Annotated in this window: 24 protein-coding genes and 2 riboswitches; of the genes, 5 read left to right on the top strand and 19 right to left on the bottom strand. The window is 43.3% G+C overall.

The annotated features are described in order from the left end of the window. Nucleotides 1-2: 2 nt before the first annotated feature. From AC0VX1_RS11420 to AC0VX1_RS11355, 14 genes are read right to left on the bottom strand one after another with little or no spacing between them, the layout of a single operon-like run. Nucleotides 3-539, bottom strand: a complete 537-nt coding sequence (locus AC0VX1_RS11420; RefSeq protein WP_048678477.1) for a cob(I)yrinic acid a,c-diamide adenosyltransferase — start codon at nucleotides 537-539, stop codon at nucleotides 3-5. Between the two features lie 14 nt (nucleotides 540-553). Then, a complete protein-coding gene (locus AC0VX1_RS11415; RefSeq protein ID WP_057275916.1) occupies nucleotides 554-1,117 on the bottom strand; it encodes a nitroreductase family protein in 564 nt (187 codons plus the stop codon). Continuing rightward, nucleotides 1,096-1,905, bottom strand: a complete 810-nt coding sequence (cobA, locus tag AC0VX1_RS11410; RefSeq protein WP_052137432.1) for a uroporphyrinogen-III C-methyltransferase — start codon at nucleotides 1,903-1,905, stop codon at nucleotides 1,096-1,098. The genes AC0VX1_RS11415 and cobA overlap by 22 nt, the downstream gene beginning before the upstream one ends. Nucleotides 1,906-1,943: 38 nt before the next feature. After that, nucleotides 1,944-3,335: a cobyrinate a,c-diamide synthase gene (locus AC0VX1_RS11405; protein ID WP_475471292.1), complete on the bottom strand. Its 1,392-nt coding sequence runs from the start codon at nucleotides 3,333-3,335 to the stop codon at nucleotides 1,944-1,946. A gap of 16 nt (nucleotides 3,336-3,351) precedes the next feature. Next, nucleotides 3,352-4,476 carry a cobalt-precorrin 5A hydrolase gene (locus tag AC0VX1_RS11400; protein ID WP_475471291.1) on the bottom strand — a complete coding sequence of 375 codons (1,125 nt, stop codon included), beginning with the start codon at nucleotides 4,474-4,476 and terminating at the stop codon, nucleotides 3,352-3,354. Beyond that, nucleotides 4,473-5,249: a precorrin-4 C(11)-methyltransferase gene (gene cobM / locus AC0VX1_RS11395; protein WP_400449147.1), complete on the bottom strand. Its 777-nt coding sequence runs from the start codon at nucleotides 5,247-5,249 to the stop codon at nucleotides 4,473-4,475. The genes AC0VX1_RS11400 and cobM overlap by 4 nt, the downstream gene beginning before the upstream one ends. Then, the gene (cobI, locus tag AC0VX1_RS11390; RefSeq protein WP_475471289.1) at nucleotides 5,246-5,953 is read right to left on the bottom strand and encodes a precorrin-2 C(20)-methyltransferase; all 708 of its coding nucleotides are present in this window, start codon (nucleotides 5,951-5,953) and stop codon (nucleotides 5,246-5,248) included. The genes cobM and cobI overlap by 4 nt, the downstream gene beginning before the upstream one ends. After that, nucleotides 5,946-7,160: a precorrin-6y C5,15-methyltransferase (decarboxylating) subunit CbiE gene (gene cbiE / locus AC0VX1_RS11385; protein ID WP_413021018.1), complete on the bottom strand. Its 1,215-nt coding sequence runs from the start codon at nucleotides 7,158-7,160 to the stop codon at nucleotides 5,946-5,948. Before cbiE ends, cobI begins: the two co-directional genes overlap by 8 nt. Continuing rightward, nucleotides 7,144-8,256, bottom strand: coding sequence for a cobalt-precorrin-5B (C(1))-methyltransferase (locus tag AC0VX1_RS11380; protein WP_054396212.1), 1,113 nt, complete (start codon nucleotides 8,254-8,256; stop codon nucleotides 7,144-7,146). The genes cbiE and AC0VX1_RS11380 overlap by 17 nt, the downstream gene beginning before the upstream one ends. A 5-nt stretch (nucleotides 8,257-8,261) precedes the next feature. Further along, the gene (locus tag AC0VX1_RS11375; protein ID WP_034312499.1) at nucleotides 8,262-8,909 is read right to left on the bottom strand and encodes a precorrin-8X methylmutase; all 648 of its coding nucleotides are present in this window, start codon (nucleotides 8,907-8,909) and stop codon (nucleotides 8,262-8,264) included. A 12-nt stretch (nucleotides 8,910-8,921) separates the two neighbouring features. Next, nucleotides 8,922-9,692: a precorrin-6A reductase gene (cobK, locus tag AC0VX1_RS11370; protein WP_413021017.1), complete on the bottom strand. Its 771-nt coding sequence runs from the start codon at nucleotides 9,690-9,692 to the stop codon at nucleotides 8,922-8,924. Continuing rightward, the gene (locus AC0VX1_RS11365) at nucleotides 9,689-10,609 is read right to left on the bottom strand and encodes a sirohydrochlorin chelatase (protein WP_475471286.1); all 921 of its coding nucleotides are present in this window, start codon (nucleotides 10,607-10,609) and stop codon (nucleotides 9,689-9,691) included. Before AC0VX1_RS11365 ends, cobK begins: the two co-directional genes overlap by 4 nt. 18 nt (nucleotides 10,610-10,627) lie before the next feature. Further along, nucleotides 10,628-12,265, bottom strand: coding sequence for a precorrin-3B C(17)-methyltransferase (gene cobJ, locus AC0VX1_RS11360; protein ID WP_400449143.1), 1,638 nt, complete (start codon nucleotides 12,263-12,265; stop codon nucleotides 10,628-10,630). 14 nt (nucleotides 12,266-12,279) lie between these two features. Beyond that, entirely contained in the window at nucleotides 12,280-12,648 is a 369-nt protein-coding gene (locus AC0VX1_RS11355; protein ID WP_048678453.1) for a (2Fe-2S) ferredoxin domain-containing protein, read from the bottom strand. 152 nt (nucleotides 12,649-12,800) lie between these two features. Beyond that, nucleotides 12,801-12,989, bottom strand: a riboswitch (cobalamin riboswitch). A 201-nt stretch (nucleotides 12,990-13,190) separates the two neighbouring features. Beyond that, nucleotides 13,191-13,386: riboswitch (cobalamin riboswitch) on the top strand. On the opposite strand from AC0VX1_RS11355, the gene AC0VX1_RS11350 reads away from it, so the two are divergent. From AC0VX1_RS11350 to AC0VX1_RS11330, 5 genes are all read left to right on the top strand, one after another. After that, a complete protein-coding gene (locus AC0VX1_RS11350; RefSeq protein ID WP_264641018.1) occupies nucleotides 13,370-13,498 on the top strand; it encodes a hypothetical protein in 129 nt (42 codons plus the stop codon). Its footprint overlaps the riboswitch before it by 17 nt. A gap of 63 nt (nucleotides 13,499-13,561) precedes the next feature. Beyond that, the gene (locus tag AC0VX1_RS11345) at nucleotides 13,562-14,305 is read left to right on the top strand and encodes an energy-coupling factor ABC transporter permease (protein WP_034312513.1); all 744 of its coding nucleotides are present in this window, start codon (nucleotides 13,562-13,564) and stop codon (nucleotides 14,303-14,305) included. 1 nt (nucleotide 14,306) lies between these two features. Beyond that, nucleotides 14,307-14,618 (top strand): energy-coupling factor ABC transporter substrate-binding protein, encoded by a 312-nt coding sequence (locus AC0VX1_RS11340; protein WP_475471283.1) that lies wholly within the window; start codon nucleotides 14,307-14,309, stop codon nucleotides 14,616-14,618. Then, the gene (gene cbiQ, locus AC0VX1_RS11335) at nucleotides 14,605-15,381 is read left to right on the top strand and encodes a cobalt ECF transporter T component CbiQ (protein ID WP_034312519.1); all 777 of its coding nucleotides are present in this window, start codon (nucleotides 14,605-14,607) and stop codon (nucleotides 15,379-15,381) included. Before AC0VX1_RS11340 ends, cbiQ begins: the two co-directional genes overlap by 14 nt. Before the next feature lie 18 nt (nucleotides 15,382-15,399). Beyond that, a complete protein-coding gene (locus AC0VX1_RS11330) occupies nucleotides 15,400-16,245 on the top strand; it encodes an energy-coupling factor ABC transporter ATP-binding protein (protein ID WP_440438560.1) in 846 nt (281 codons plus the stop codon). 104 nt (nucleotides 16,246-16,349) lie between these two features. Here AC0VX1_RS11330 and AC0VX1_RS11325 read toward each other — a convergent pair whose 3' ends face one another. From AC0VX1_RS11325 to AC0VX1_RS11305, 5 genes are all read right to left on the bottom strand, one after another. Further along, the gene (locus tag AC0VX1_RS11325) at nucleotides 16,350-16,562 is read right to left on the bottom strand and encodes a YozQ family protein (protein ID WP_057275929.1); all 213 of its coding nucleotides are present in this window, start codon (nucleotides 16,560-16,562) and stop codon (nucleotides 16,350-16,352) included. A 167-nt stretch (nucleotides 16,563-16,729) separates the two neighbouring features. After that, nucleotides 16,730-18,157 carry an alanine/glycine:cation symporter family protein gene (locus AC0VX1_RS11320; RefSeq protein WP_475471280.1) on the bottom strand — a complete coding sequence of 476 codons (1,428 nt, stop codon included), beginning with the start codon at nucleotides 18,155-18,157 and terminating at the stop codon, nucleotides 16,730-16,732. A 757-nt stretch (nucleotides 18,158-18,914) separates the two neighbouring features. Continuing rightward, nucleotides 18,915-19,679 (bottom strand): SDR family oxidoreductase, encoded by a 765-nt coding sequence (locus AC0VX1_RS11315; RefSeq protein WP_096338596.1) that lies wholly within the window; start codon nucleotides 19,677-19,679, stop codon nucleotides 18,915-18,917. Next, nucleotides 19,676-20,707 (bottom strand): ABC transporter substrate-binding protein, encoded by a 1,032-nt coding sequence (locus tag AC0VX1_RS11310; RefSeq protein WP_475471278.1) that lies wholly within the window; start codon nucleotides 20,705-20,707, stop codon nucleotides 19,676-19,678. The genes AC0VX1_RS11315 and AC0VX1_RS11310 overlap by 4 nt, the downstream gene beginning before the upstream one ends. Then, nucleotides 20,704-21,462 carry an ABC transporter permease gene (locus AC0VX1_RS11305; protein ID WP_475471276.1) on the bottom strand — a complete coding sequence of 253 codons (759 nt, stop codon included), beginning with the start codon at nucleotides 21,460-21,462 and terminating at the stop codon, nucleotides 20,704-20,706. Before AC0VX1_RS11305 ends, AC0VX1_RS11310 begins: the two co-directional genes overlap by 4 nt. Nucleotides 21,463-21,520 lie beyond the last annotated feature (58 nt).

Raw genomic sequence — 21,520 nt, 5'->3', positions numbered from 1 at the left:
CCCTAAAACTCTAATCCTTTGACAGCACCGATACCCTCGTCATAATAATGCTTGGTCGCCTCAATCGATGAAACCAAATCCGCCATTTCCATAAGCTCTGGCTTGGCGTCCCTGCCGGTAATGACTATATGCATATGAGCGGGACGATTTCGTATTGCATCGATGACTTCAGCCAATGGCAAGACATCATCAATCGGGAATTTGGAAATGGCTAAAGCATTGTTCAGCTCATCCAAAACAAGTAAATCAATGCCCGGATCAGCAAGGGCCAGTTTCACCTTTTCCCAAGCTAACGCCAATGCATTGCGATGCTCTTCCGGGGTTTTGGTCCATGTGAAACCAATACCTAGCTGTTCCATTTTAACTCCTAATTTTCCCAATGCCAATGCTTCCCCATATGTACGCTCTGGAGATTTTATGAACTGAAGGTATTTGACATTCATTCCTCTGCCGATAGCCCTTAAAGTCACCCCTAATGAGGCAGTCGTCTTGCCCTTCCCGTTTCCGGTATAAATAAGCATTAATCCTCTGCGTGCCACTCACTCACCTACCCTCATAGCCAAACTGTTTTTTCTATGTATGAAGTCCTTTTAGTAGCAGGAACCGGTTGATCTCCTTTTGGGTATCCGACAAAAATGGTGCCGATCACTTTTTTGTTATCCGGTGAGCCGATAAATTCGTGCAGGCGTTCATCCCTGACAAGACCCACTCCTCTAGTCCGCCAAACGAATCCAAGACCTAGCTCTTTTGCGGCAAGCCACATCGAATGGACAGCGCAACAAGACGCGAATACATTGTCTTCGGATGAATCTGGATCATCCGGCAAAATATCAGAAGTCACGACAATGATGAGCGGTGTCGTCTTAACAACTTCCAGTGAACTTTCAATCAATTTTGGTTTGGTAGGGAAGCGCTCATGCAGATACCTTTCTGCCAAACTTTCATACCGGTGCTTCGCTTCTCCCTTGATTACATAAAAACTCCAAGGTTCACGCAATCGGTCGTTAGGGGCATACGTAGCCGCTTCCAATAACTGCCTGATTTTTTGATCTTCCACTTCTTTTTCTTCGTAATTCCTTATCGCCCGGCGTTCCTTCAATTCTTGAATGATGGACATTCCAACTCATTCCCTTCCATAATGGACTCTGATTCAATCACTCTTTCAAACCATTGGATTTTTTCTCTTAATTGGACGACATCCCCTACTAGAAAGATTGACGGATTTTGAATTTCTTCTTTTACAGCCTTCGAAGAAATCGAATTCAAAGTACCGGTGATCGTCCTTTGTTTATCTGTCGTGCCCCATTCAATGACGGCCACTGGCGTTTTACCGTCCCTGCCATGCTCCATCAATTTTTCACAGATGAACGGCATATTACCAATTCCCATATAAAAGGCAATGGTATCGATGCCTTGAGCCAACGCCTGCCAATTCAGGTTATCCTGCCCCTTGTAATCACGGCCATGGCCTGTCACAATGGCATAACTTGAGGCATGTTCACGGTGGGTTACCGGGATGCCCGCATAAGCCGGTGCTGCGATTCCTGCTGTGATTCCTGGGACGATATCATATTCAATCCCGTTTGCAGAAAGTATTTCCGCTTCCTCACCACCCCGCCCGAAGACAAATGGATCTCCACCCTTCAGACGGGTGACGTTTTTCCCCTGTAAGGCTTTCTCCACTAAAAGTTCATGTATTTCATTTTGAATGAGATGATGTTTCCCTGGTGATTTCCCGCAATACACCAGTTCTGCATCTTCTTTTGCATAGTTTAATAGTTCTGGATTGACAAGCCTGTCATATGCAATGACATCCGCCTTTTGGATACATTCCAGTCCATATACCGTAATCAATTTCGGATCTCCGGGACCCGCACCGACCAGATGAACTTTTCCCGGTTTCATGCTCGCGCCTCCTCTTAAGCTTCAAAAAATACCTTTTACTAGTTGATAGTTTCATGGGCAGATCTGTTTTTTTGTTTTAAGCAAGCATCGATCCAGTTCTTTGCAAGTGTTGGATTGGAAGCAAAATGAAAGTGAGTATACCCTGCAACAAGGTTGCCCAATACACACCCCTCTTGTTTCGAACCGAATCTGCCTTTGGCTTGATAGGCATATGTAAGATCGGCATCCGCTTCAAATGTCGAGTAGTGGAATTCATGACCTTTTGCCTGCTCCATTTCGTTGATCAAAAAATTGCCTGGAGTTCCTGTGATTTCACGATAACCAAGTGCTGCCAGTTTTTTCTGCATTTTAATCCTGCCCGGTATCATTCCTGCCATCTGATGCGTTTCTCCGGAAGTTGTTTCAATCGATTTGCTCAAAAACATGAAACCGCCACATTCCGCAAGAGTCGGCATCCCCTTTTCTATGGTGCTTCTGATGGATTTGATAGCATCCATGTTACCGGAAAGTTCAGCTGCAAATTCCTCAGGAAAACCCCCTCCAAGGTATAAACCATCGGCATCCAATGGGACTTCCTCCCCTTTTAAAGGAGAAAAATATTTGATGTTCGCCCCATATGCTTCAAGCAGCTCAAGGTTTTCCTGATAATAAAAATTGAAGGCTGCATCTTTTGCGACGGCAATGCACACGTCACTTTCATTTTTGGGTTGAAAAATATTTGAGTTTCCACTGGTAACGGGATCTGTCTTTGACAATCGGTATAACTGATCGATATCGATTGTTTCCATGACCAATTGTGCAAGCTTATCGAAAAACGGATTTAGTTCCCCGCGTTCAATCGCAGGAATTAAACCTAAATGACGGCTTGGAATATCAATATCCAATTCCCGCTTCATAAATCCCAGCACCGGTACATCGCATTCTTGCTCAATGGCTGATTTGACGATTTTGTAATGGCCTACACTTCCCACTTGATTGGCAATGACCCCAATGATGTTCGGACCGGTCGAAAAGTCCTGAAATCCTTTTACGATGGCAGCTGCACTCCGAGCCATGCTGGCACAATTGACTACCAACAGGACAGGGCTTTGCGTGATGATGCTGATTTCAGCCGTCGATCCTGTATTGGCTAACGGACTTTTGCCATCGAAGAAGCCCATGACTCCTTCGATGATTGATATATCAGCTCCGGCACCTGCTTTGTTAAGAATTTCCCGGACAGTGTCATGTTCGAACATCCAACTGTCAAGATTGCGTGAAACCCTTCCTGTAACTGCTGTATGATAAGTAGGATCAATATAGTCAGGACCACATTTGAACCCTTGAACGGTATAGCCTTTCTTCTGGAGGGCTGCCATGATTCCGATGGTCAATGTCGTTTTTCCGACCCCGCTTCCGGTACCCGCAATTACCAGTCTTCTATCGTTCATATTTGTTTCTTCCTCCTTAAAAAGGAATGATCCCAACTGATATGGTTACGTTCCCCGATTTTTTCTTAACAAGCTCCAATTGTTCAGCTTTGGTATAAATCCTCACAGCCGGTTCACTCACGCCATATGCACCCGTGTATTTAAACACTGTATCCGATGGCGCCTCGATTTTGGCTTGATTAAGCTCTTCGGGTTCATAATGCACGAATTCCCAGCCGTATTTTTCAACTACTTCAATCAAGCCGAGTTCGTCTTTCTTCAAGGAAATTGTACAGATAGCCTTAACGCTTTTTAATGAAAATGATAATTCGGCTAATGTTTCTGCAATCACCTGCTCAATTTCAGCCGCCGCCGTTCCCCTATTGCATCCGATACCGAGGGCAATGACCTTTGGACGATATACGATTCCATTTTCCAGGATCCTCATTTCCGACTGCTTAAGCATGCGGTGAGTCACGACCAGAGCAGCTTGCGGCTTTGCTTGAAGCGCTTCTTCAATGGATGGGTATACGATAATTCGTTCAGGTAAAGCCGTATCATAATGCCACCAGTTCCGTTCCCCTGATTCCTGTACAACGGCAACATGCTCTTCATTTACTACGGACGCACTTACTGGCGTCAATTTTTCGGCTGAATCCCAAATCCAGCCGAAGCGCTGGCCGAATAAGTCGACAGGAATCGTTTTTTGTACATCCGAAGCCGTCGTGATTATGGCTCTTGCGTCAAGCGCTGCAGCCACTTCCTTTGTGAGTTCATTTGCCCCTCCCAGATGCCCTGAAAGTACACTGATAACATTTTCCCCTTTATCATCAATGACTACGACACCTGGATCCGTTTTCTTATCCTTCAAAATTGGTGCAATCATCCTGACTACTGCCCCGAGAGAAATAATTAGTATGATTCCTTTATATTCCTTGAACAAAGCTGGCAATAGCATACGGACACTGCCCGAAAAAAGCTGGATCCGTTTATGCTCTTCGTCCCCTTTTTCAAACTTGCTCATGTAATATAGATCGGAATTCGAAAAAACGGTATGTAATTTTCGTGCCAGCTCGACACCATGCTTTGTAATCGCTACGATCGCATAAGTATGGGACCGTTTAATGGGAGCAAGTTCCGCTTCTTTCAATTCAATGATCATGGTTTAACACCTTTTCTGAAACCGTGGGTAAAACTCGCATCATATAGTTTGGAACGGTATTCATCTTTATCATGGATGTCAGGGTCCAAAGCCCATCCAGCCAAAATCATCGCGTGCTTGCGAATACCGTTTTGACGCATGGCATCATCTAAGTTCACTAAAGTGGTACGGACAATTTTTTGGTCCGGCCATGTTGCCCGTTGAATGACTGCGACCGGTGTTTCATCCTTCCAACCTGCTTCCTGAAGTTCTTTAACGATTTTTTTTGTCAAGGTCGCACTCAAGAAAAGGGCAATCGTACAATGATGACTAGCCAAATCACGTAATTTTTCAAATTCCGGAACAGGCGTACGTCCTTCAGCCCTCGTTAATATGAGTGTCTGGGTTAAATCAGGGATAGTCAGCTCTGCTCCTATTGCTGCTGCGGAGGCGAATACCGAACTCACTCCAGGGATCACCTCATAACCAATACCCTCTTTCTTCAATAGGACAATTTGTTCCATGATTGCACCGTACATGGCAGGATCCCCTGTATGGATTCTGGCAACCATCTTTCCTTCTTTAACACGATTGACCATGATGCCAACAATTTCTTCCAAATGCATTCCAGCCGTTTTTAGCACCTCAGCATCGGGCTTTGCCTTAGCAATCAATTCTTCATTCACTAATGAATCCGTATATAAAATCACATCGGCCGTTTGGAGAATGTTCAATCCTTTTACAGTAATCAAATCCGGATCACCCGGGCCGGCCCCTACAATATATATCTTCATTTTCTCACCACCATCAATGTTAAGTATTCTAGTTCAAGTCCTTCCAATTCACTCACTTTCCAAATCACTTCTTCATCGGAAGTGACTTTGGTTACGACCGAGGCCTTTTCAAGTAAGTCCAAATCTTTTAAAACGGAAATCATTAAATCGATGACCTTTGCCACTTTGATGAACACCACGGCATCATGATCTTCGATCGCCTTCTTCATCGCTTCATAATCATCCCTTGCAGGAACTATCGCAACATGATCATCACCATCAGCCAAAGCGATGCCCAGCCTTGACGCTGATCCATTAAAGGAAGAAATGCCTGGGACCGTCTTGATTTCGACTTCAGGATGCAACTCCTGCATCAATTTCATCATATGTATGAACGTACTATATAAAAGCGGATCGCCTTCCGTAACGAAAGCTACATTTTTTCCTTCGTTTAATTTTTGCCAAACCTTTTCAACCGTTCCATTCCATTCCCGATCCAAGATGGCTTGATCTTTCGTCATCGGAAAAACAAGGCCCAGCATCTCCTTCTCTTCAGGACGAATGTAAACTTCAACAATGCGATGGGCGTAGCTTTTACTCCCTTTTCTTTTTTTTGGATACGCAATGACCGGAGATTCCTGAATCACGCGAAATGCCTTTACTGTAATTAGCTCTGGATCGCCCGGGCCCACGCCAAGGCCATATAATGTACCAAGATTACTCATTCATGTCTTCCTTTCGTTGTGCAGTAATGATATAAACCGGATTAAGAGGTACAAATCTGTTCATTCCCAATATTGGCTTACTTCTGGAGATTTGCGCATGCATGATGGAAGTGTGAAAACCAGCTTCAGAAAATGCCTCATTAGCCCGGTAAAGATTCTCGATCGTCGCAGCATTCAGAACGATCCTGCCGCCAACTTTAAGCCGTTTGCAACAAGTATTGATCAGCTCTGCCATTTCGCCGCCGGTCCCGCCAATGAAGATTGCATCAGGATCCGGAAAAGTTTCCAATCCCTGCGGGGCTTTTCCATGAATAGCCGTTATATCGGTACGGAATTTACGTTGGTTTTGATAACAGTTTTCTAAATCAGGCTCATTTTTTTCAATTGCGAAGATTTGGCCTTCGGATGCAAGCTTGGCCGCTTCAATTGCCATTGAGCCCGTACACGTCCCAACATCCCAAACTATGCTGTTTTTCCTTAGCTTCAACGCATGCAGACTTAGTACCCGAATTTCCTTTTTGGTTATGAGGCCTTTGTCCGGCTTACGCTGCGAAAATTCTTCATCTTCTATCCCCAAGGACCAGCTTGGACCTTCTGATTTTCTTTTCAAAATGACGACATTCAAGGGAGAGAATTCCCGCTCCGTCATTTCATCTAGTTCATACCAGCCAGATTCTTCGGCTTCTCCTTGAAGGTTTTCAGCCACAAATGCCCGGTATTCAGTCATTCCGAATGAAAGGAGATATTTAGCCAGTTGATCAGGACTATTTTCACTGTCTGTAAGTAAGGCCACTTTCGCTTTCCCATCAATTCTTTGGGCCAGCCCTTTCATACTGCGGCCATGAATGCTGACGAGAAAGGCATCTTGCCAGCTTTCCCCCATTTTTGCGAAAGCAAGCTGAATCGAACTGAAATATGGGTAAACCTCCATGTTGATTTTGCTGGAAAGATAGCCTCCCATTCCATAAAACATTGGGTCACCGGAAGCTAGGACAACCGTTGGACGAGTTACATCCTGCAGTTGCTCCACGACCTTTTTCAAGCCGCCCTTTATGACAATCTTCTTGCCAGAATAGTTCGGAAAGAAGGATAAGATCCGTTCACCTCCGACCAGCACTTCACTTTCTTCTATCCATTGGGCATATTGAGGCAGTAAGCTTTCCTGACCGTTATCCCCTATCCCAATTAATTTAATCGATTGACTCAATTCCAACAGCCCTTCCCAGTAATTGTCCTTTCAACGAATAAATCGCCGTTTCCATTTCAATGCCGCCCTTCACCTGGTTAATGGCAGAGTGACAGCAGGATTCACATAGTTTATTAAAAAAGTCAAAGTTATTAATCGCTGACATCATATCCCCCACTTGTGATGCTGTGTTTGCATTCTTGATTTCAAGAACAAGATCATCTTCAGCTCCGACGCTTTGGGCTATTTCCGATAGAAAACCAAAGTCGACCGGGGCACTTTTTGAATGCACCATCATCACACCTTGGGCCACTTTGGAGAATTTACCCATCATGCCGACCAATGATACCTTTTTAATTCCCTGCCTCTTACATTGCTTAAGTGAGAAGCCCACAAAATCACCCATTTCAATAAAGGCTTCCTCAGGTAAGTCTGGAAGAAGGCCCATTGCATACTTTTCACTGCGCCCGCCAGTTGTTAAGACTAGATGCTCACACCCACTCGCTTTGGCGACACTGATAGCCTGTACGATACTTGCCATATAGGCGGAACTGGAAAAAGGGACGACAGTGCCCCTTGTTCCCAAAATGGAAATGCCTCCCACAATCCCCAAGCGGCCATTTAATGTCTTTTTCGCTATTTCTTCACCTGCAGGTACGGAGATGACGACTTTCACTCCTCTATTGATCTTAAATTCTTCCAATGTTTGCTGCACAGTGGTTAAAATCATTTTGCGCGGTACAGGATTAATAGCCGCTTCCCCTACAGGAACGGGAAGCCCGGGTTTGGTCACACGACCAACTCCGGTCCCTCCATCCAAGATAATCCCAGGTGCATCGGACCAGCTGACAGTAGAGATAATATGGGCCAGATGTGTGGCATCGGGATCATCTCCGGCATCTTTAACCGTTTCTGCACTAACCGCATTTTCCGATATTTCATATTTCTCAATAGTGAAAGTGGCATCTCGGCCAATTGGCAAGGAAATCGTTGCCTCCTCTAGTGCATCCCCCGTGATCAATGCAGTCAATGCCGCTTTGGTCACGGCTGTCGAACATGCTCCCGTCGTATATCCATGACGCATTTGTGAGGGGTCTTTTTTCACCTTCTTTTCCATGTTTTTTAACTATCAGCTAAAAGGGAAATCGCGTTCAATGCGGCAACAGTGACAGTACTTCCACCTTTTCGGCCAATATTCGTAATGAATGGAACTTCTGTGATCTTAGCGAGTTCCTCTTTCGATTCTGCTGCAGAAACAAACCCAACAGGCATTCCAATGATTAAGTCCGGTTTTGCAATCCCTTCTTTAATGAGGCGAATGAGCTCAAGTAAAGCGGTAGGTGCATTGCCAATGGCATAAATGCCCCCTTCATTTTCCTTTACAGCTTTTTGCATCGAAATGATCGCCCTTGTCGTATTCAAACGTTTTGCCTCGACCATCACATCCGGATCTGAAATATAGCAATGAACGTCCCCGCCGTGTTTTTGAAATCTTTTCTTGCCTGTACCGCTCTCGATCATTTGCACATCAGCAATGACATGCCTTCCTTTGCGAATGGCTTCCACACCAGCTTGAATGGCATTTGGGTGGATGATGACACTTCTTCCCAATTCAAAATCCGCTGAAGCATGAATGACCCTGCGGACGATCTTCCATTCATCTTCAGAAAAATCATGATTGCCCATTTCTTCAGCAATGATCGAAAAGCTATAATCATATATTTTGTCAGGGTCTACCGTGAGTGGTTTAAAATCTGTTTTAAAATCCATCTTGCATTCCTCCTATTTTTCAATTAGCTGTTTATTCAACTCGGCAATGACATGATCAAAACTGGAATGAACATTCTGATAGTCGACATCCGGTCGTGATATCATGATCGTCTCTATTCCACATTCCAACGCGGCTTCCAATTTCTCATCAACTGCACCGACCTTGCCGCTTTCTTTCGTTATCATCAATGTGACCCCATATTGTTCATATAGAGCTTTATTTAATTCTTTGGAAAATGGCCCTTGAATCGCAACGATATTTTTTTGTTCAATGCCCAGCTGTGCACATTTTTCCATATTGTCGATGCGTGGCAGCATTCTCGCTATGACTCTGGTATTCTCGAGCCCCACCAATTCTTTTGCAAACACGGCTAGGGTTTTACTTCCGGTCGTGAGCATGATGACTCCCCGTTTTTCTGCGGCAAGCTTGGCAGCTTCCTCATAATCACGGACAACTATCAATTTATCATTCTGAAACCGTTGACTTTCACGCTCATAACGAATATAAGGAACATTTGCTGCCTTTGCTCCGTTAAGGGCGTTTTTGGATGCTTCTTCGGCAAATGGGTGACTTGCATCGACTACAGCCTGAAAACCTTTTGCAGAGATTAAAGATGTCATATCTTCTGCAGATAATCGGCCAATCCGGGTGGATATCCCTGCATCCTGCAAACTCTTAGCAGCAGATTCGGTTACAACAGTTGCCAAAACCTTGTGCCCCACCTGCTGCATCTCAATCGCTAATTCCCTTGCATCACTTGTACCCGCCAAGAACAAAATCATTTTGATGTCCCCACCGCTTGCCCATCATGATCGTGGTGATGGTCGTGGTCGTGATGGTGATCATGATCGTGATCATGATCGTGGTCGTGATGGTGATGATGGTGAGCATGTCCATGTTCCTCGACATGTTTACGATAGTTTTCCAAATCACGCGCCCCGCTTGATTTGCCTTCACTGGCTTCAATTACTCGTTCTTGCAGAATGTTCTGTAAGGTTGGATGGTATCCAAAATACTTTGCCAATATGAATTCTCGATCATGATATTGCTCTTGATAGCCTTTCAGCATATCCTCCATTCTTTCCATCAACACCCCAGTGAAGAGGAAATATGGCAGCATCACAATTTTTTTTGCCCCTAATCGGATGCATCGTTCAATACCTTCATCCACGTGAGGGTCCGTTACACCCATGAAGGCTGTTTCGACCCATTTAACGCTTAATTTTTCCCATAATAATCGTGAAATTTTATATATATCACTATTGGCATCAGCATCACTGCCACCTCGGCCAATTAGCAATATCGCTGTCTCAGAATGTTCAGAGGTCGTATCGAATCCCGCTTCCTCAAGACGGTCTGTCAGGATCGTCAATACATCATGGTGGACCCCGATCGTTTGGCCGTATGTGAATTTCACTTCTGGATACTTGGTTTTCCCATCCTCTATTTCAGCTGGGATATGTAATTTCGAATGTCCTGCATGCAACAAAATGATCGGTATGACGATAACTTCAGTAGCCCCTCGTTTTACACAATTATCGATTCCTTTGGATATATTCGGTGCCGCAAATTCCAAGAAGCACGTTTCCACTAGGAAACTCCCTTCCATTGCCGGAATCATATTTTCAATAAAATGACGGATTTCTTCATTTCCCGAAGCCAACCGGCTTCCGTGTCCTACGAACAAAACTGCTTTCATTTACTTTCCCCCTCTTGATTAGTCTTCACAAGGCGCAGGCTCTATGTTTATTTTGGGAGCGATGTCCTGATAAGAAAAATTCTGTATCTTTTTCGAACGTTTGAAGTATTTAAAAAGCCGCTCATTAGGATGGGCATTTTGCTTATACTCGCCGACAATGTCCGTGATCAGTTCTACAAGCTGTTCCGGTTCAATGCCTTCCGCTACCGGCTGACCCGGATGGGCCGTTCTTCCAACCGGTTTAGCTCCAAGAAATAAGTCGAACTTCCCTTTTCGGAAGACAATCCCGATATCATCCATCACAGCACTATAACAAGCCATCCCACACCCATTAAAACCGATGTTAAGTTCCTTGGGCATGCTCATTCCGCCAAGCACCCGGTGTATTTCGTCCGCATAAGGAATGGATTCCGCTTTTTCACCATCACAGAAATCACAGGCTTTTAATGTCAGTACATCCCCAATCGGCGACAAAAGAAAGTTTGCTGATTGCAATTTCCCCGTAATGACTTCCGGATCCATTGTCGGGATCTTTAAGACGATTTTATGATTTGGCGTATATTCCATCGTTCCCTTTTCCCCGACAACTTCCGCAAGTGTCATCATTTGTTTGGGAGTGAATTGTTTATTCGCCACACCTGGACTAACGGCAAGTTCGAACACCGACTCCATTTTTTGCTGAACAACCGGCTTAATGGATTGCTGAACGGCTTGACCCTTGACTCTGGACAGGGCTTCCATTGCCATTTCAAAGGAAGCTTGCTTCTTTTCAGGTGCTTTTGTAAGTAAGCCAACTCCTCCAACGGACTCGGGTAAGGCTTCTTGATCTAATGCCCACGGTTCCGCTTCTTTTTGCAGTCGCTGATGCGGCTTCAAAGTTTGCTTTTCCGAATTCAACGTATATTTTCTTTGATAGCCTCTCGGTGTGATGATTTTGTCGTCATATAAAAAGGTGGATGAATTACCGATAATGACGGTGGTCAACATTCCAATATCGTGATTCAACATATCCTGCAAATTGGTAATGACAATATCCTGCCTATCGCGATAAGCACTTTTCACCAACCCGACAGGTGTATCCGGCGAGCGGTAGCGGAGGAGAATTTTCTGTGTTTCAACAATTTGCCGGGTCCGCCTGCCGCTGCGCGGATTATACAGTGCAATGACAAAGTCTGCCATTGCAGCTGCTTCAACCCTTTTAGCGATCAGTTCCCAAGGAGTTAAATGATCACTGAGGCTGATCGTACACGAATCGTGCATGACGGGCGCCCCAAGTAAAGACGCACATGAGTTGATTGCTGAGATGCCAGGAATGACTTCAATGCCCACTCCAGTTTCTTCTTTCCAGCCTTTTTCAATCAATACTTCATAAACCAACCCTGCCATCCCGTAAACTCCGGCATCCCCACTGGAAATCACCGCCACTTTCTTTCCCAGCTCCGCTTGTTTCACTGCTTCCTGTGCACGTGATACCTCTTCGGTCATCCCCGTACTAATGATCGTTTGATCTGTTAGCAGTCCCTGAATGAGTTCAACATAAGTTTTATAACCAATGATGTAGTCACTTTCTTGAAGGGCTTCGACGGCACGTTTGGTAATGTGTTCAAAATTCCCGGGCCCAAAGCCCACGACGAATAATTTACCGTTTGTACTCATTAAAACATCTCCTTTTACGCTTTGTTCTTTGAAATACCCGTATGAGCAGGAAAATCTGGATTAGGGGTCATTTCCCCGTCTTTGTATTGATAGATCATCTGTGGAACAAACTCACCATCATCGATATTACTGACGATCTGCCGACCGAAATCAGGCGTTTCCACTCGATACCAGTTTCCTTGGGGATAGGCAATCACAACGCAGGCATCCTTACATCTCCCGTTACAGCGTGTCCTCGTTGTATGGATTTTCAGATCCAGTCCTTTTGAAGCAATTTCATCGCGAATCGCTTGGGTTACTTCTTCCCCGCCCTTTTTCATGCAGCTGCTCCCATTACAAATCAACAGATGCGTATTTGTACCCGTCAAGTTCCAAGTAGTCATCTTCTTCCTCCTGAGTTCAGGGAAAAGGCAAAATAAAAAACCTTAACATAAGAGTCAAGGTTTTAAAAAAACTATATGAATGAGGAGCCAAAGGCAAGCATGCCAAATCCTCTCAAAATCGTCATAGTCCTTCTACCTTTCCCTCCGAAAAGTATCATGCAATTTTAAAAGCAGGTTTCCTGGCTTACGCTTCATTTTACTTTGTCCCTTCCCGGCATCATGCCAGTGGCTATCGACAATTCATCAGCGTTTACAGTAGCGGGGGCTGCATCGGATTTTCACCGATTTCCCTATTATCCCTTGCTTATTCACACAAGGGCACTTTTAAAATGAAATATTTGGTTTTATTATACATTTCAAACTAACTTAATCTATCATATAACAACTTTGTCAAAATTCAATAGTTTATTCCGACTGTTTAGAAAAGTTTAAACGTGTAAAACCAGTTACAATCCTATCCTCGCAACAAATTTCGGCCCCAAAAAAAAGATAGTGTAGCTGGAATTATTTCTTTATGGTACACTATACGAGAATTTTCTAAATAATTACATAAGTTTCATGGTGTTGAATTTCTCGGAATTCAGCTTAAAAGGGAAGCCGGTGAAAATCCGGAGCGGTCCCGCCACTGTAAAGGGAAGTTCCATTACGTTAACTTTAATCCACTGTCAAATGAGATGGGAAGGATGTAATGGGATGATGAACCAAAGCCAGGAGACCTGCCATGAAGCGTGAAACTGTTTCAGCCTACGAGGATGGGCGTGCGGATCAGGCAAAATGGCCCATGGTTGGTTCATGCTGCAAAATTCCTGTTCATTACGCACTTCTTTCCTTTGAGAGAAGTGCTTTTTAGTTTGGGCGCCGCTTTTCTTCTCAAGATTGATCAGAACAATTAAAAGTGTTGAAAGGAGAAAGAATGAAAAGAACCAATTGGAAAATTATTTATTTTGTCATTTTATTGCTTTTTGTCCCGAAACGGGCATTGGCCATGCATATCATGGAGGGCTTTTTACCCATAGAATGGGCTATATTCTGGTGGGCCGTGACGCTTCCATTTTTAATCTTGGGTTACCGGTCCATTAGGTCCAAAGTAAGGGAAAACCCAGAAACAAAAATGATACTTGGCCTATCGGGCGCATTTGTATTTATATTATCGGCCCTAAAGATTCCTTCCGTTACGGGAAGTTCTTCGCACCCTACCGGAGTTGGTTTAGGTTCCATACTATTCGGACCATTGGCCATGAGTGTGGTCGGCTCCATCGTTCTGTTATTTCAAGCTGTTTTACTGGCACACGGAGGATTGACGACATTAGGGGCCAATGCATTCTCCATGGCCGTTTGCGGACCCTTCATTGCTTACTTTGTCTTCAAGGGCGCAACTAAATTGGGATGGTCTTTTTCACTTGCCGTATTCTTGGCAGCTGCCTTTGGTGATTTGGGCACCTATGTGGTAACTTCTGTTCAACTTGCTCTTGCTTTCCCATCCGAGGTAGGAGGATTCATGGCCTCTTTCAGTAAATTTGCAGGGATTTTTGCCCTGACCCAAATTCCCTTGGCCATCAGTGAGGGGTTATTGACAGTCGTCGTAATGAATTTCTTGAAAAAATACAATCTAGGCGAATTGAAATTGCTGCGAGTTTTATCTAAGGAGGCCCGTTAAAATGAAAAAAAGTTTACTGCTGCTTTTCCTGGTTGTCATTCTTGCAACCTTACCGTTAATCACCCAACAAGGAACGGAATTTGGCGGTGCCGACGGCGAAGCTGAGGAAGCCATCACTAAGATCCATCCGGAATACAAGCCATGGTTCAACAGTATTTGGGAGCCGCCAGGTGCAGAAACCGAAAGCTTATTATTTGCGCTTCAAGCTGCAATTGGAGCCGGTTTCATTGGATACTTCATTGGCGTGATGAGACAAAGGAATAAGCAAACCAAACTAGAATTGGCCGAAAAATCGAAGCATGTTACTAATTGATAAGTATGCCTATTTCAATGGGCTAAAGGATGTACATCCGTTGGAAAAGATGGTTTTTGCACTCTCTCTTTTGCTGTTTTCGTTAACGGTAAGGGATATGGCCGTTTCGCTCATCACTTTTACGGTGATGAGCGCTTTAATCATTTTCGCGGCAAAAATCCCGCTTTCTTATTATCTTAAATTACTTCTATTACCAGGATTTTTTATACTATCAGGAACCATTACCATCCTTTTTTCTTTCACTAGTAAATTCACTTCGATTTCGAATATATGGTGGTCCTGGAAGATCGGGAATTGGCAAATATTCATCAGCGATGACAGCTTTGGTACGGTGGCCAATTTGATCACTGTCGTATTTTGCAGCATCAGCTGTTTATATTTCCTTACCTTAACTACACCCATTACCGTCATCCTATCCGTGCTGCGAAAACTTAAAGTGCCTTCGTTATTGGTCGATTTAATAGAATTGACCTATCGATTCATCTTTATTTTTTTAGATACGGCTTTGGCCATTCACCAATCACAAGCTTCACGGCTGGGGTATGGTTCGTTTAGGAAAGGCATTCGATCTCTCGGATTACTAATTTCATCATTATTTTTAGGAGTATTGCAGCGCTCTGGACAGTTGACGATGGCCATGAACGCAAGAGGCTATCAGGAGAACCTTTCCTATATCGAGGATACTTACACCTATTCCTCACGCAATTGGCTGATTGCGATTGTCATACTAGGAAGCTTAATCCTTATTAATGGATATTTGTAAATTGGAGGCAACCCAACAATGGACGAGCATATTTTTCATATAGAAGGCCTCACCCATCAATTCACAGATGGAACCTTCGCTTTAAAAGGACTTTCGCTAACGATCCAACAAGGTAAAAAAATTGCATTATTAGGCAATAATGGTGCTGGCAAATCGACTTTATTCCTCCATTTAAATGGTCTATTACAACCTACTGCAGGAAAAATCAGATTTAAGGGCAAGAAAATGAAATATGACCGGAAAGCATTATTATCATTACGAAAGCAAGTCGGTATCGTTTTTCAAGATCCCGACTCTCAGCTCTTTTCCGCTAATGTACAACAGGATATATCGTTTGGACCAATGAATTTAGGATGGGATAGAATTACAGTCCAGGAGAAAGTAAATTGGGCAATGGCTGAAACGGAAGTAACCGAACTAAAAGATAGACCTACCCATTTTTTGAGCCTTGGGCAAAAAAAACGGGTCGCCATCGCAGGGGTACTTGCCATGGAGCCCGATGTCTGGCTCCTGGACGAGCCTACCGCTGGATTGGATCCTTATTTCTCAAGACAGATCATGAATCTGCTGGATAGTATCCACCACCCTGACAAAACGATAATCCTCTCAACTCATGATGTTAATTTTGCTTACCAATGGGCTGATGAAATCGTGGTCATGAACGATGGTAAGGTCATATACCAAGGTGACCCTGTTTCCGTTTTCCATGATGAAGACGTTTTGCTGCAGGCACATCTGGAGAAACCGTGGGTTTTTGAAATGTTTCAAGCCCTTCTTCAATCAAGGAATCTTGCAGAAAGGGATCTTTTCCCAAGAACGAAGGAAGAATTGCTTCAAAACTTGGAAACAGAAAAAATTTATTAATTAAGATCCCCTAGCATCTGTTTCACCTTTCCAGAAGCTAGGGGACCCGTTATATCTTTAAAATATTCAGCGATAATCCTTGTTCAAAAGCAAAAACCTCAGTATTACTTTTCTTCCTTTTCTTTTTTAATCTCAATATCCCTTCCGTTTACATCATCAATGACTGCCTTTATCTCGCCTTCCGCATAAGTATCCGAGACTTGTTCGTGGGTTTGAGCCAGTCCAGAAGATAAAGGATCTTCCCGTTTATAATCGCTGACATCATATATTCTCCCGGCAACTTCTGAAGATTCATTTTTTGATTGCTTCCTATCCATTTTTTTCACTCCTAGTTTTTAAATTATCATTGCAGTATTAAAGACAAAGGTATTTTGTGTAAAAAACGAAGCAATATTCAATAATGATGAAAAAAGGAGGGAAAAGACGAAAAAAGCTTACAAGTAAAATCCCCATTCAAGGACTTACTTGTAAGCTTAATGAGAACTTAGGCTTCCTTCTTCACATCCACATTATCGGATGGGTCACCCCAACATTCCACATTCTTCAAACCTTTAATATTGTTAACATGGAAAACTGGATTTTTCCCACTTTTCTTTTGCTTTTGATAATCAGCCAGTGCAGCAAAAGCAATTTTCCCTAGTAATGCTATGGCAATCAGGTTGATAATGGCCATAAGGGCCATAAGCAAGTCAGCCAGTCCCCAAACAAAATCCAGTGAGGCAAGCGAACCGAATATCACCATTCCTACGACTGCGACACGATAGACATTCAGCCAAACCTTATTTTCATTGATGAAGCCGATGTTCGACTCTCCATAATAATAGTTGCCCACAATAGAGCTAAAGGCGAATAGCAGGACGATAATGGCAAGGAAAATACCTGCCCAAGATCCCAATGCCGTTCCGAGGGCATTTTGGGTAAGGACGATTCCATCCGTTTCCTTCGATGTATAAAGACCGGAAAACAAAATGATGAAGGCTGTCGAGCTGCAAATGATGAGCGTATCGACAAAAACACCTAGAGACTGAATGAGCCCTTGTTTGACGGGATGACTGACATCAGCCGTCGCACCAGCATTTGGTGCACTACCCATCCCGGCTTCATTTGAAAATAGGCCGCGCTTGATTCCCTGCATCATGGCAGCTCCCAGTACTCCGCCAGCCACTTCTTTTATTCCATCGAATGCACTTTCAAAGATCAAAGCAAAAACACCAGGTAACTCGGTAATGTTCATGATGATGATAATCAACGCCACTATCACATAGGCTCCTGCCATGATCGGAACGATGACTTCAGATACCTTTGCAACCATTTTGATCCCGCCAAAAATGATGACAGCCGTGACCATAGCCAAGATGAGAGCCGTAACCCACTTTTCAATCCCAAACGATTCGTTGAATGCGCTCGTAATCGTATTGGATTGTACCGAGTTGAAGGCCAGTCCAAATGTAAGCGAAATCAACACAGCGAAAGTGATGCCCATCCAACGGGCATTCAATGCCTTTTCCATATAATAAGCTGGACCGCCGCGGAATGTATCCCCATCCTTGACCTTATAGATTTGAGCAAGTGTACTTTCAATGAATGCGGAAGCAGACCCGATCAGCGCTATTAACCACATCCAGAAAACGGCTCCAGGTCCGCCCGTCGTGATCGCGATGGCAACACCCGCAAGGTTTCCTGTTCCTACCCGCGATGCCGTACTTATGCAAAATGCCTGAAAGGATGTAACACCTTTTTTATCCGCAGCAGCCCCTTCTCCCAAAAGCCTGAACATTTCCCCTACCATTCTGAATTGGACAAACTTCGTGCGGATGCTAAAATAAAGACCCAATCCCACCAACATGATGATCAATATGGAAGACCATAACACACCATTAGCCTCACTAATAAATTTTTCTAAGAATTCCATTAAACCAAACCCCTCTACTTAACTCTAATTATTATTATAAAAACATATACAACTATAATTTATTTCCCGGTTCATTGGGGAGATAAACAAATGAAACCCATAAAAAAAGGAAATTCCACAATGAATCTCCAATACAATAATATATTATATCCTAACACGCAATTTTTTTCATTCATGAATTGGTGGAATCAATCGAAAAATATAATATTTCAGTATCATTTCCTTTAGATAATAATCATACTTCCTCACTTCATTAAACATTCATTCCCAACGGAAGTTATTTTCTATTTATATTACCATCATTATAAAAATACTAAGCGGGTACTGTTTAAATTGAAAAACAAAAAATATTTTGCTGTGCCTATCGTAAAATCAGTAGGCAGAGACTAATAAAAAAAGGAGCATTTCAGCTCCCAAAATCCAAACAAAAAGAGAGACTTAAACAGCCTCCCTATACTCAGCAGTTTTTAAACTACCTCCCTCAGGACATTAAATACCTCTGCCTTACTTGGAGCTATTATGTATCTCCTTCATCCTCATAAAAGCTCAGCATTTTACCATTACATCCTCAGCCATTACTGCAGCCTGAGACACTGTCTCATCATCTGTAAAGAAATTCTCTAAATCAGGAAAGCTCACAGATAAACTCCCCCCTCTTGCTCAACGACAGCATAATATTTGAAGATTTGGTCAAATAAATGAAGTAAATGAAATGAAAATTCACTTACCAAGTAGTGATTTAATGATTATCATGTTGTCACATCACAAGCCCGCCATCTACAAATAAAGTTTGCCCTGTCATAAACTGACTCCAATCTGATGCCAGGAACAACACGGGTCCTGCTACATCTTCTGGTGCTGCAATTCTGCGGAGTGGAGTTTGGGAGATGATGAGGTCCTTCAACTCTTCTTTTGTATCCTTGCTTGTATCCGTTGGATAGACAAGCCCCGGAGCCACACAATTGACCCTGATTCCAAAAGCTCCGAGCTCTGCAGCTAAATTACGGCTGTACCCCATAAGTCCACTTTTTGCTGTCGTATATTCATGGTAAGGTACAATCGGCCTTTGAACTAAATTGCTGATCATATTGATGATGCTGCCATTGCTCTGTTTTTTCATAATGGGTAAGACTGCCTGACACATATAATGTGTCGAGCGTAAAGCCCCATCAATTTGCGCCTGATAATCTTCCCATGTTAGCTCCCATGACATTTTTCGATTGTCAGCATCAAAAATGTAAGACTTGAAGGCATTATTCACGAGAACATCAATTTTCCCCGCTTCCAAAACTTGTTCGATCATCTGTTTGACGGACGATTCAGATGTGACATCTCCCTGTATAGCCCATCCTTCACCGCCCAGTTTAGTACAATCCACGGCAACCTGTTCAGCGGCCTCGTGATTTTGCAGGTAGTTGATGATAACCAGTGCCCCTTCTCTCGCAAAGGCACGGGCAATACTAGCTCCTATTCCTCGGCTAGCTCCCGTCACCAGTACTACTTTCCCCTGAAATTTTTTCATTTTTTCTCCTCCGTTTTGTTAGGAAGAAGATCGTCACGCACTGCCTCTTTCATATCGATGCTATTTTTAATTAGTCCTAATTGCTGGTACGTATCTGCCCCTTTTTGTAAAACCGATGTATCAAGTACCCCTAGCCCCTTACTATCAGTCCCCTCAGAGGAAACACTCGAAATATTTCTCAAATTAATAATTTTCAAGTTTTGTTGTTCATCTTTTCCATCAATGGCATATTCAGATGCTAGTTTAGCGGCTTCCTCCGGATTTTTGATCATCCACTGTGCACTGCTGCTATAAGCCTCCAAAAATTCTTTCAGAACGCCTTTCTTTTCATCATACGTCTTTTCTGTGACAACAAATACATCGCTAGGCACATTCAAATAATCTTTTACTTCCATGACATTTACTTCATCCAATCCTTTTTGTTTAGCGACTGCTAATCCAGTATCCGTTGCAGCTGTTGCATCCACCTTTCCCTGCATCAAAGGAGCAAAATTCAACAATCCCGTCTCCACGATTTTTACATCGTTTTCCGAAAGTCCAGCCTGATGCAGAAGTACCAATAAATTTTGACGCGTCCCGCTTGTTAAACTATATACACCAATTGTTTTCCCTTTAAGATCCTGTGGCTTATTTATTTTTTTGTCTTTAAGGGATACAATGTTAAACACATTTTGTGGATAGATATTATAAATCACCTTCAGCTTTTCCCCTTTGTCTAATGCAAAGAAAAGAGAGCCGGGATCTGTAAACGCAATGTCAGCTTGTCCAGAAACAATATTTTTAATGGCATCCCCGCCACCTTCTCCTGGAATAACCGAAACGTCCAATCCTTTATCCTTGAAAAAGTGTTTTTTCTCATCCACCAATAAATTCGTTTGCTCAGTTATCGGCTTACTCCAATTCGCTACTCTGACCGGCTGTATTTTCTCTGAGCCTGATTCCTTGGTTGTCTCTACCTTCGCTCCACAAGCGCTTGTAATTATTGCTATCATTAATAATAAACCCATTAGCATAATTTTTGATTTCATTTTTTCTCCGTCTCCTTTATAAATCGTTTGACCCATTTCTTTTCCAATAGTTGAACCGCCTGATATAACCCCATTCCCATGGCCGTTAACAAAATCAAGGTAGCGAACATCAATGGTGTATCCATCATTCCCTGTGAAGCGATGATCACAGCTCCTAATCCGTCACTTCCGCCGATAAACTCTCCAACAACCGCTCCTACTATTGCCAAAACAACCGCTACGCGAAGCCCTGCTATAATCCCAGGCATCCCGGCAGGTATCTTTAAATGAATCAAGGTTTGCCAGCGTGATGCACCCAGCATTTTGAACAGTTCCTGCTTCTGCTTATCCGTATACTTTATGGCCATCACCGTATTCTCCAATAATGGGAAAAAACAGATCAGTGCCGTAATCACCACTTTAGAGGTCATTCCAAATCCAAACCAAAGGATAAAAAGTGGGGCTAAAGCAAGCTTCGGAACGGCTTGACTGGCAATAATGTAAGGAAACAAGAGCTTCCGTAAAAAAGGCACCTCGCCCAAAATAATGCCTGCCACAAATCCGAATACCCCTCCAAAAAACAGTCCCAGCAACACCTCTGATGTGGTTCGGATAATATGCGGGGTAAAGTATCCGTCGATTATGCCTTCAAAAAGAGTATGGAAAATCACAATAGGTGTCGGCAGGACAAGCTCTGACATGGACCTTGCTGCTAGATCCCATAAAAATAGCAAAAGCATTAAAAGGATTACGGAGTATATAGGAAATCGTTTCATATCCGTGCTCCCCCCATAACCTGGTGGATCTTGAGGCAAAGTTCATTAAAATACGAGC

This window comes from Peribacillus sp. QJM3NY_7, assembly GCF_056173225.1.
The sequence above is the reverse complement of the archived record's forward strand: the minus strand, read 5'-3'. Positions and strand labels throughout refer to the sequence as shown.

Bases quoted from the DNA above. Each gene is read 5' to 3' on its own strand.
- AC0VX1_RS11380 (WP_054396212.1), bottom strand. From the start codon at position 8,256: ATGGAAAAGAAGGTGAAAAAAGACCCCTCACAAATGCGTCATGGATAT.
- AC0VX1_RS11365 (WP_475471286.1), bottom strand. From the start codon at position 10,609: ATGAAAGCAGTTTTGTTCGTAGGACACGGAAGCCGGTTGGCTTCGGGA.
- cobK (WP_413021017.1), bottom strand. From the start codon at position 9,692: ATGATTTTGTTCTTGGCGGGTACAAGTGATGCAAGGGAATTAGCGATT.
- AC0VX1_RS11350 (WP_264641018.1), top strand. From the start codon at position 13,370: ATGAAGCGTGAAACTGTTTCAGCCTACGAGGATGGGCGTGCGGATCAG.
- AC0VX1_RS11305 (WP_475471276.1), bottom strand. From the start codon at position 21,462: ATGAAACGATTTCCTATATACTCCGTAATCCTTTTAATGCTTTTGCTA.
- AC0VX1_RS11325 (WP_057275929.1), bottom strand. From the start codon at position 16,562: ATGGATAGGAAGCAATCAAAAAATGAATCTTCAGAAGTTGCCGGGAGA.
- cobM (WP_400449147.1), bottom strand. From the start codon at position 5,249: ATGAAGATATATATTGTAGGGGCCGGCCCGGGTGATCCGGATTTGATT.
- AC0VX1_RS11320 (WP_475471280.1), bottom strand. From the start codon at position 18,157: ATGGAATTCTTAGAAAAATTTATTAGTGAGGCTAATGGTGTGTTATGG.
- AC0VX1_RS11315 (WP_096338596.1), bottom strand. From the start codon at position 19,679: ATGAAAAAATTTCAGGGGAAAGTAGTACTGGTGACGGGAGCTAGCCGA.
- AC0VX1_RS11415 (WP_057275916.1), bottom strand. From the start codon at position 1,117: ATGTCCATCATTCAAGAATTGAAGGAACGCCGGGCGATAAGGAATTAC.
- AC0VX1_RS11375 (WP_034312499.1), bottom strand. From the start codon at position 8,909: ATGGATTTTAAAACAGATTTTAAACCACTCACGGTAGACCCTGACAAA.
- AC0VX1_RS11310 (WP_475471278.1), bottom strand. From the start codon at position 20,707: ATGAAATCAAAAATTATGCTAATGGGTTTATTATTAATGATAGCAATA.
- cbiQ (WP_034312519.1), top strand. From the start codon at position 14,605: ATGTTACTAATTGATAAGTATGCCTATTTCAATGGGCTAAAGGATGTA.
- cobI (WP_475471289.1), bottom strand. From the start codon at position 5,953: ATGAGTAATCTTGGTACATTATATGGCCTTGGCGTGGGCCCGGGCGAT.
- cobJ (WP_400449143.1), bottom strand. From the start codon at position 12,265: ATGAGTACAAACGGTAAATTATTCGTCGTGGGCTTTGGGCCCGGGAAT.
- AC0VX1_RS11355 (WP_048678453.1), bottom strand. From the start codon at position 12,648: ATGACTACTTGGAACTTGACGGGTACAAATACGCATCTGTTGATTTGT.
- AC0VX1_RS11400 (WP_475471291.1), bottom strand. From the start codon at position 4,476: ATGATCATTGAATTGAAAGAAGCGGAACTTGCTCCCATTAAACGGTCC.
- AC0VX1_RS11340 (WP_475471283.1), top strand. From the start codon at position 14,307: ATGAAAAAAAGTTTACTGCTGCTTTTCCTGGTTGTCATTCTTGCAACC.
- AC0VX1_RS11405 (WP_475471292.1), bottom strand. From the start codon at position 3,335: ATGAACGATAGAAGACTGGTAATTGCGGGTACCGGAAGCGGGGTCGGA.
- cobA (WP_052137432.1), bottom strand. From the start codon at position 1,905: ATGAAACCGGGAAAAGTTCATCTGGTCGGTGCGGGTCCCGGAGATCCG.
- AC0VX1_RS11330 (WP_440438560.1), top strand. From the start codon at position 15,400: ATGGACGAGCATATTTTTCATATAGAAGGCCTCACCCATCAATTCACA.
- AC0VX1_RS11345 (WP_034312513.1), top strand. From the start codon at position 13,562: ATGAAAAGAACCAATTGGAAAATTATTTATTTTGTCATTTTATTGCTT.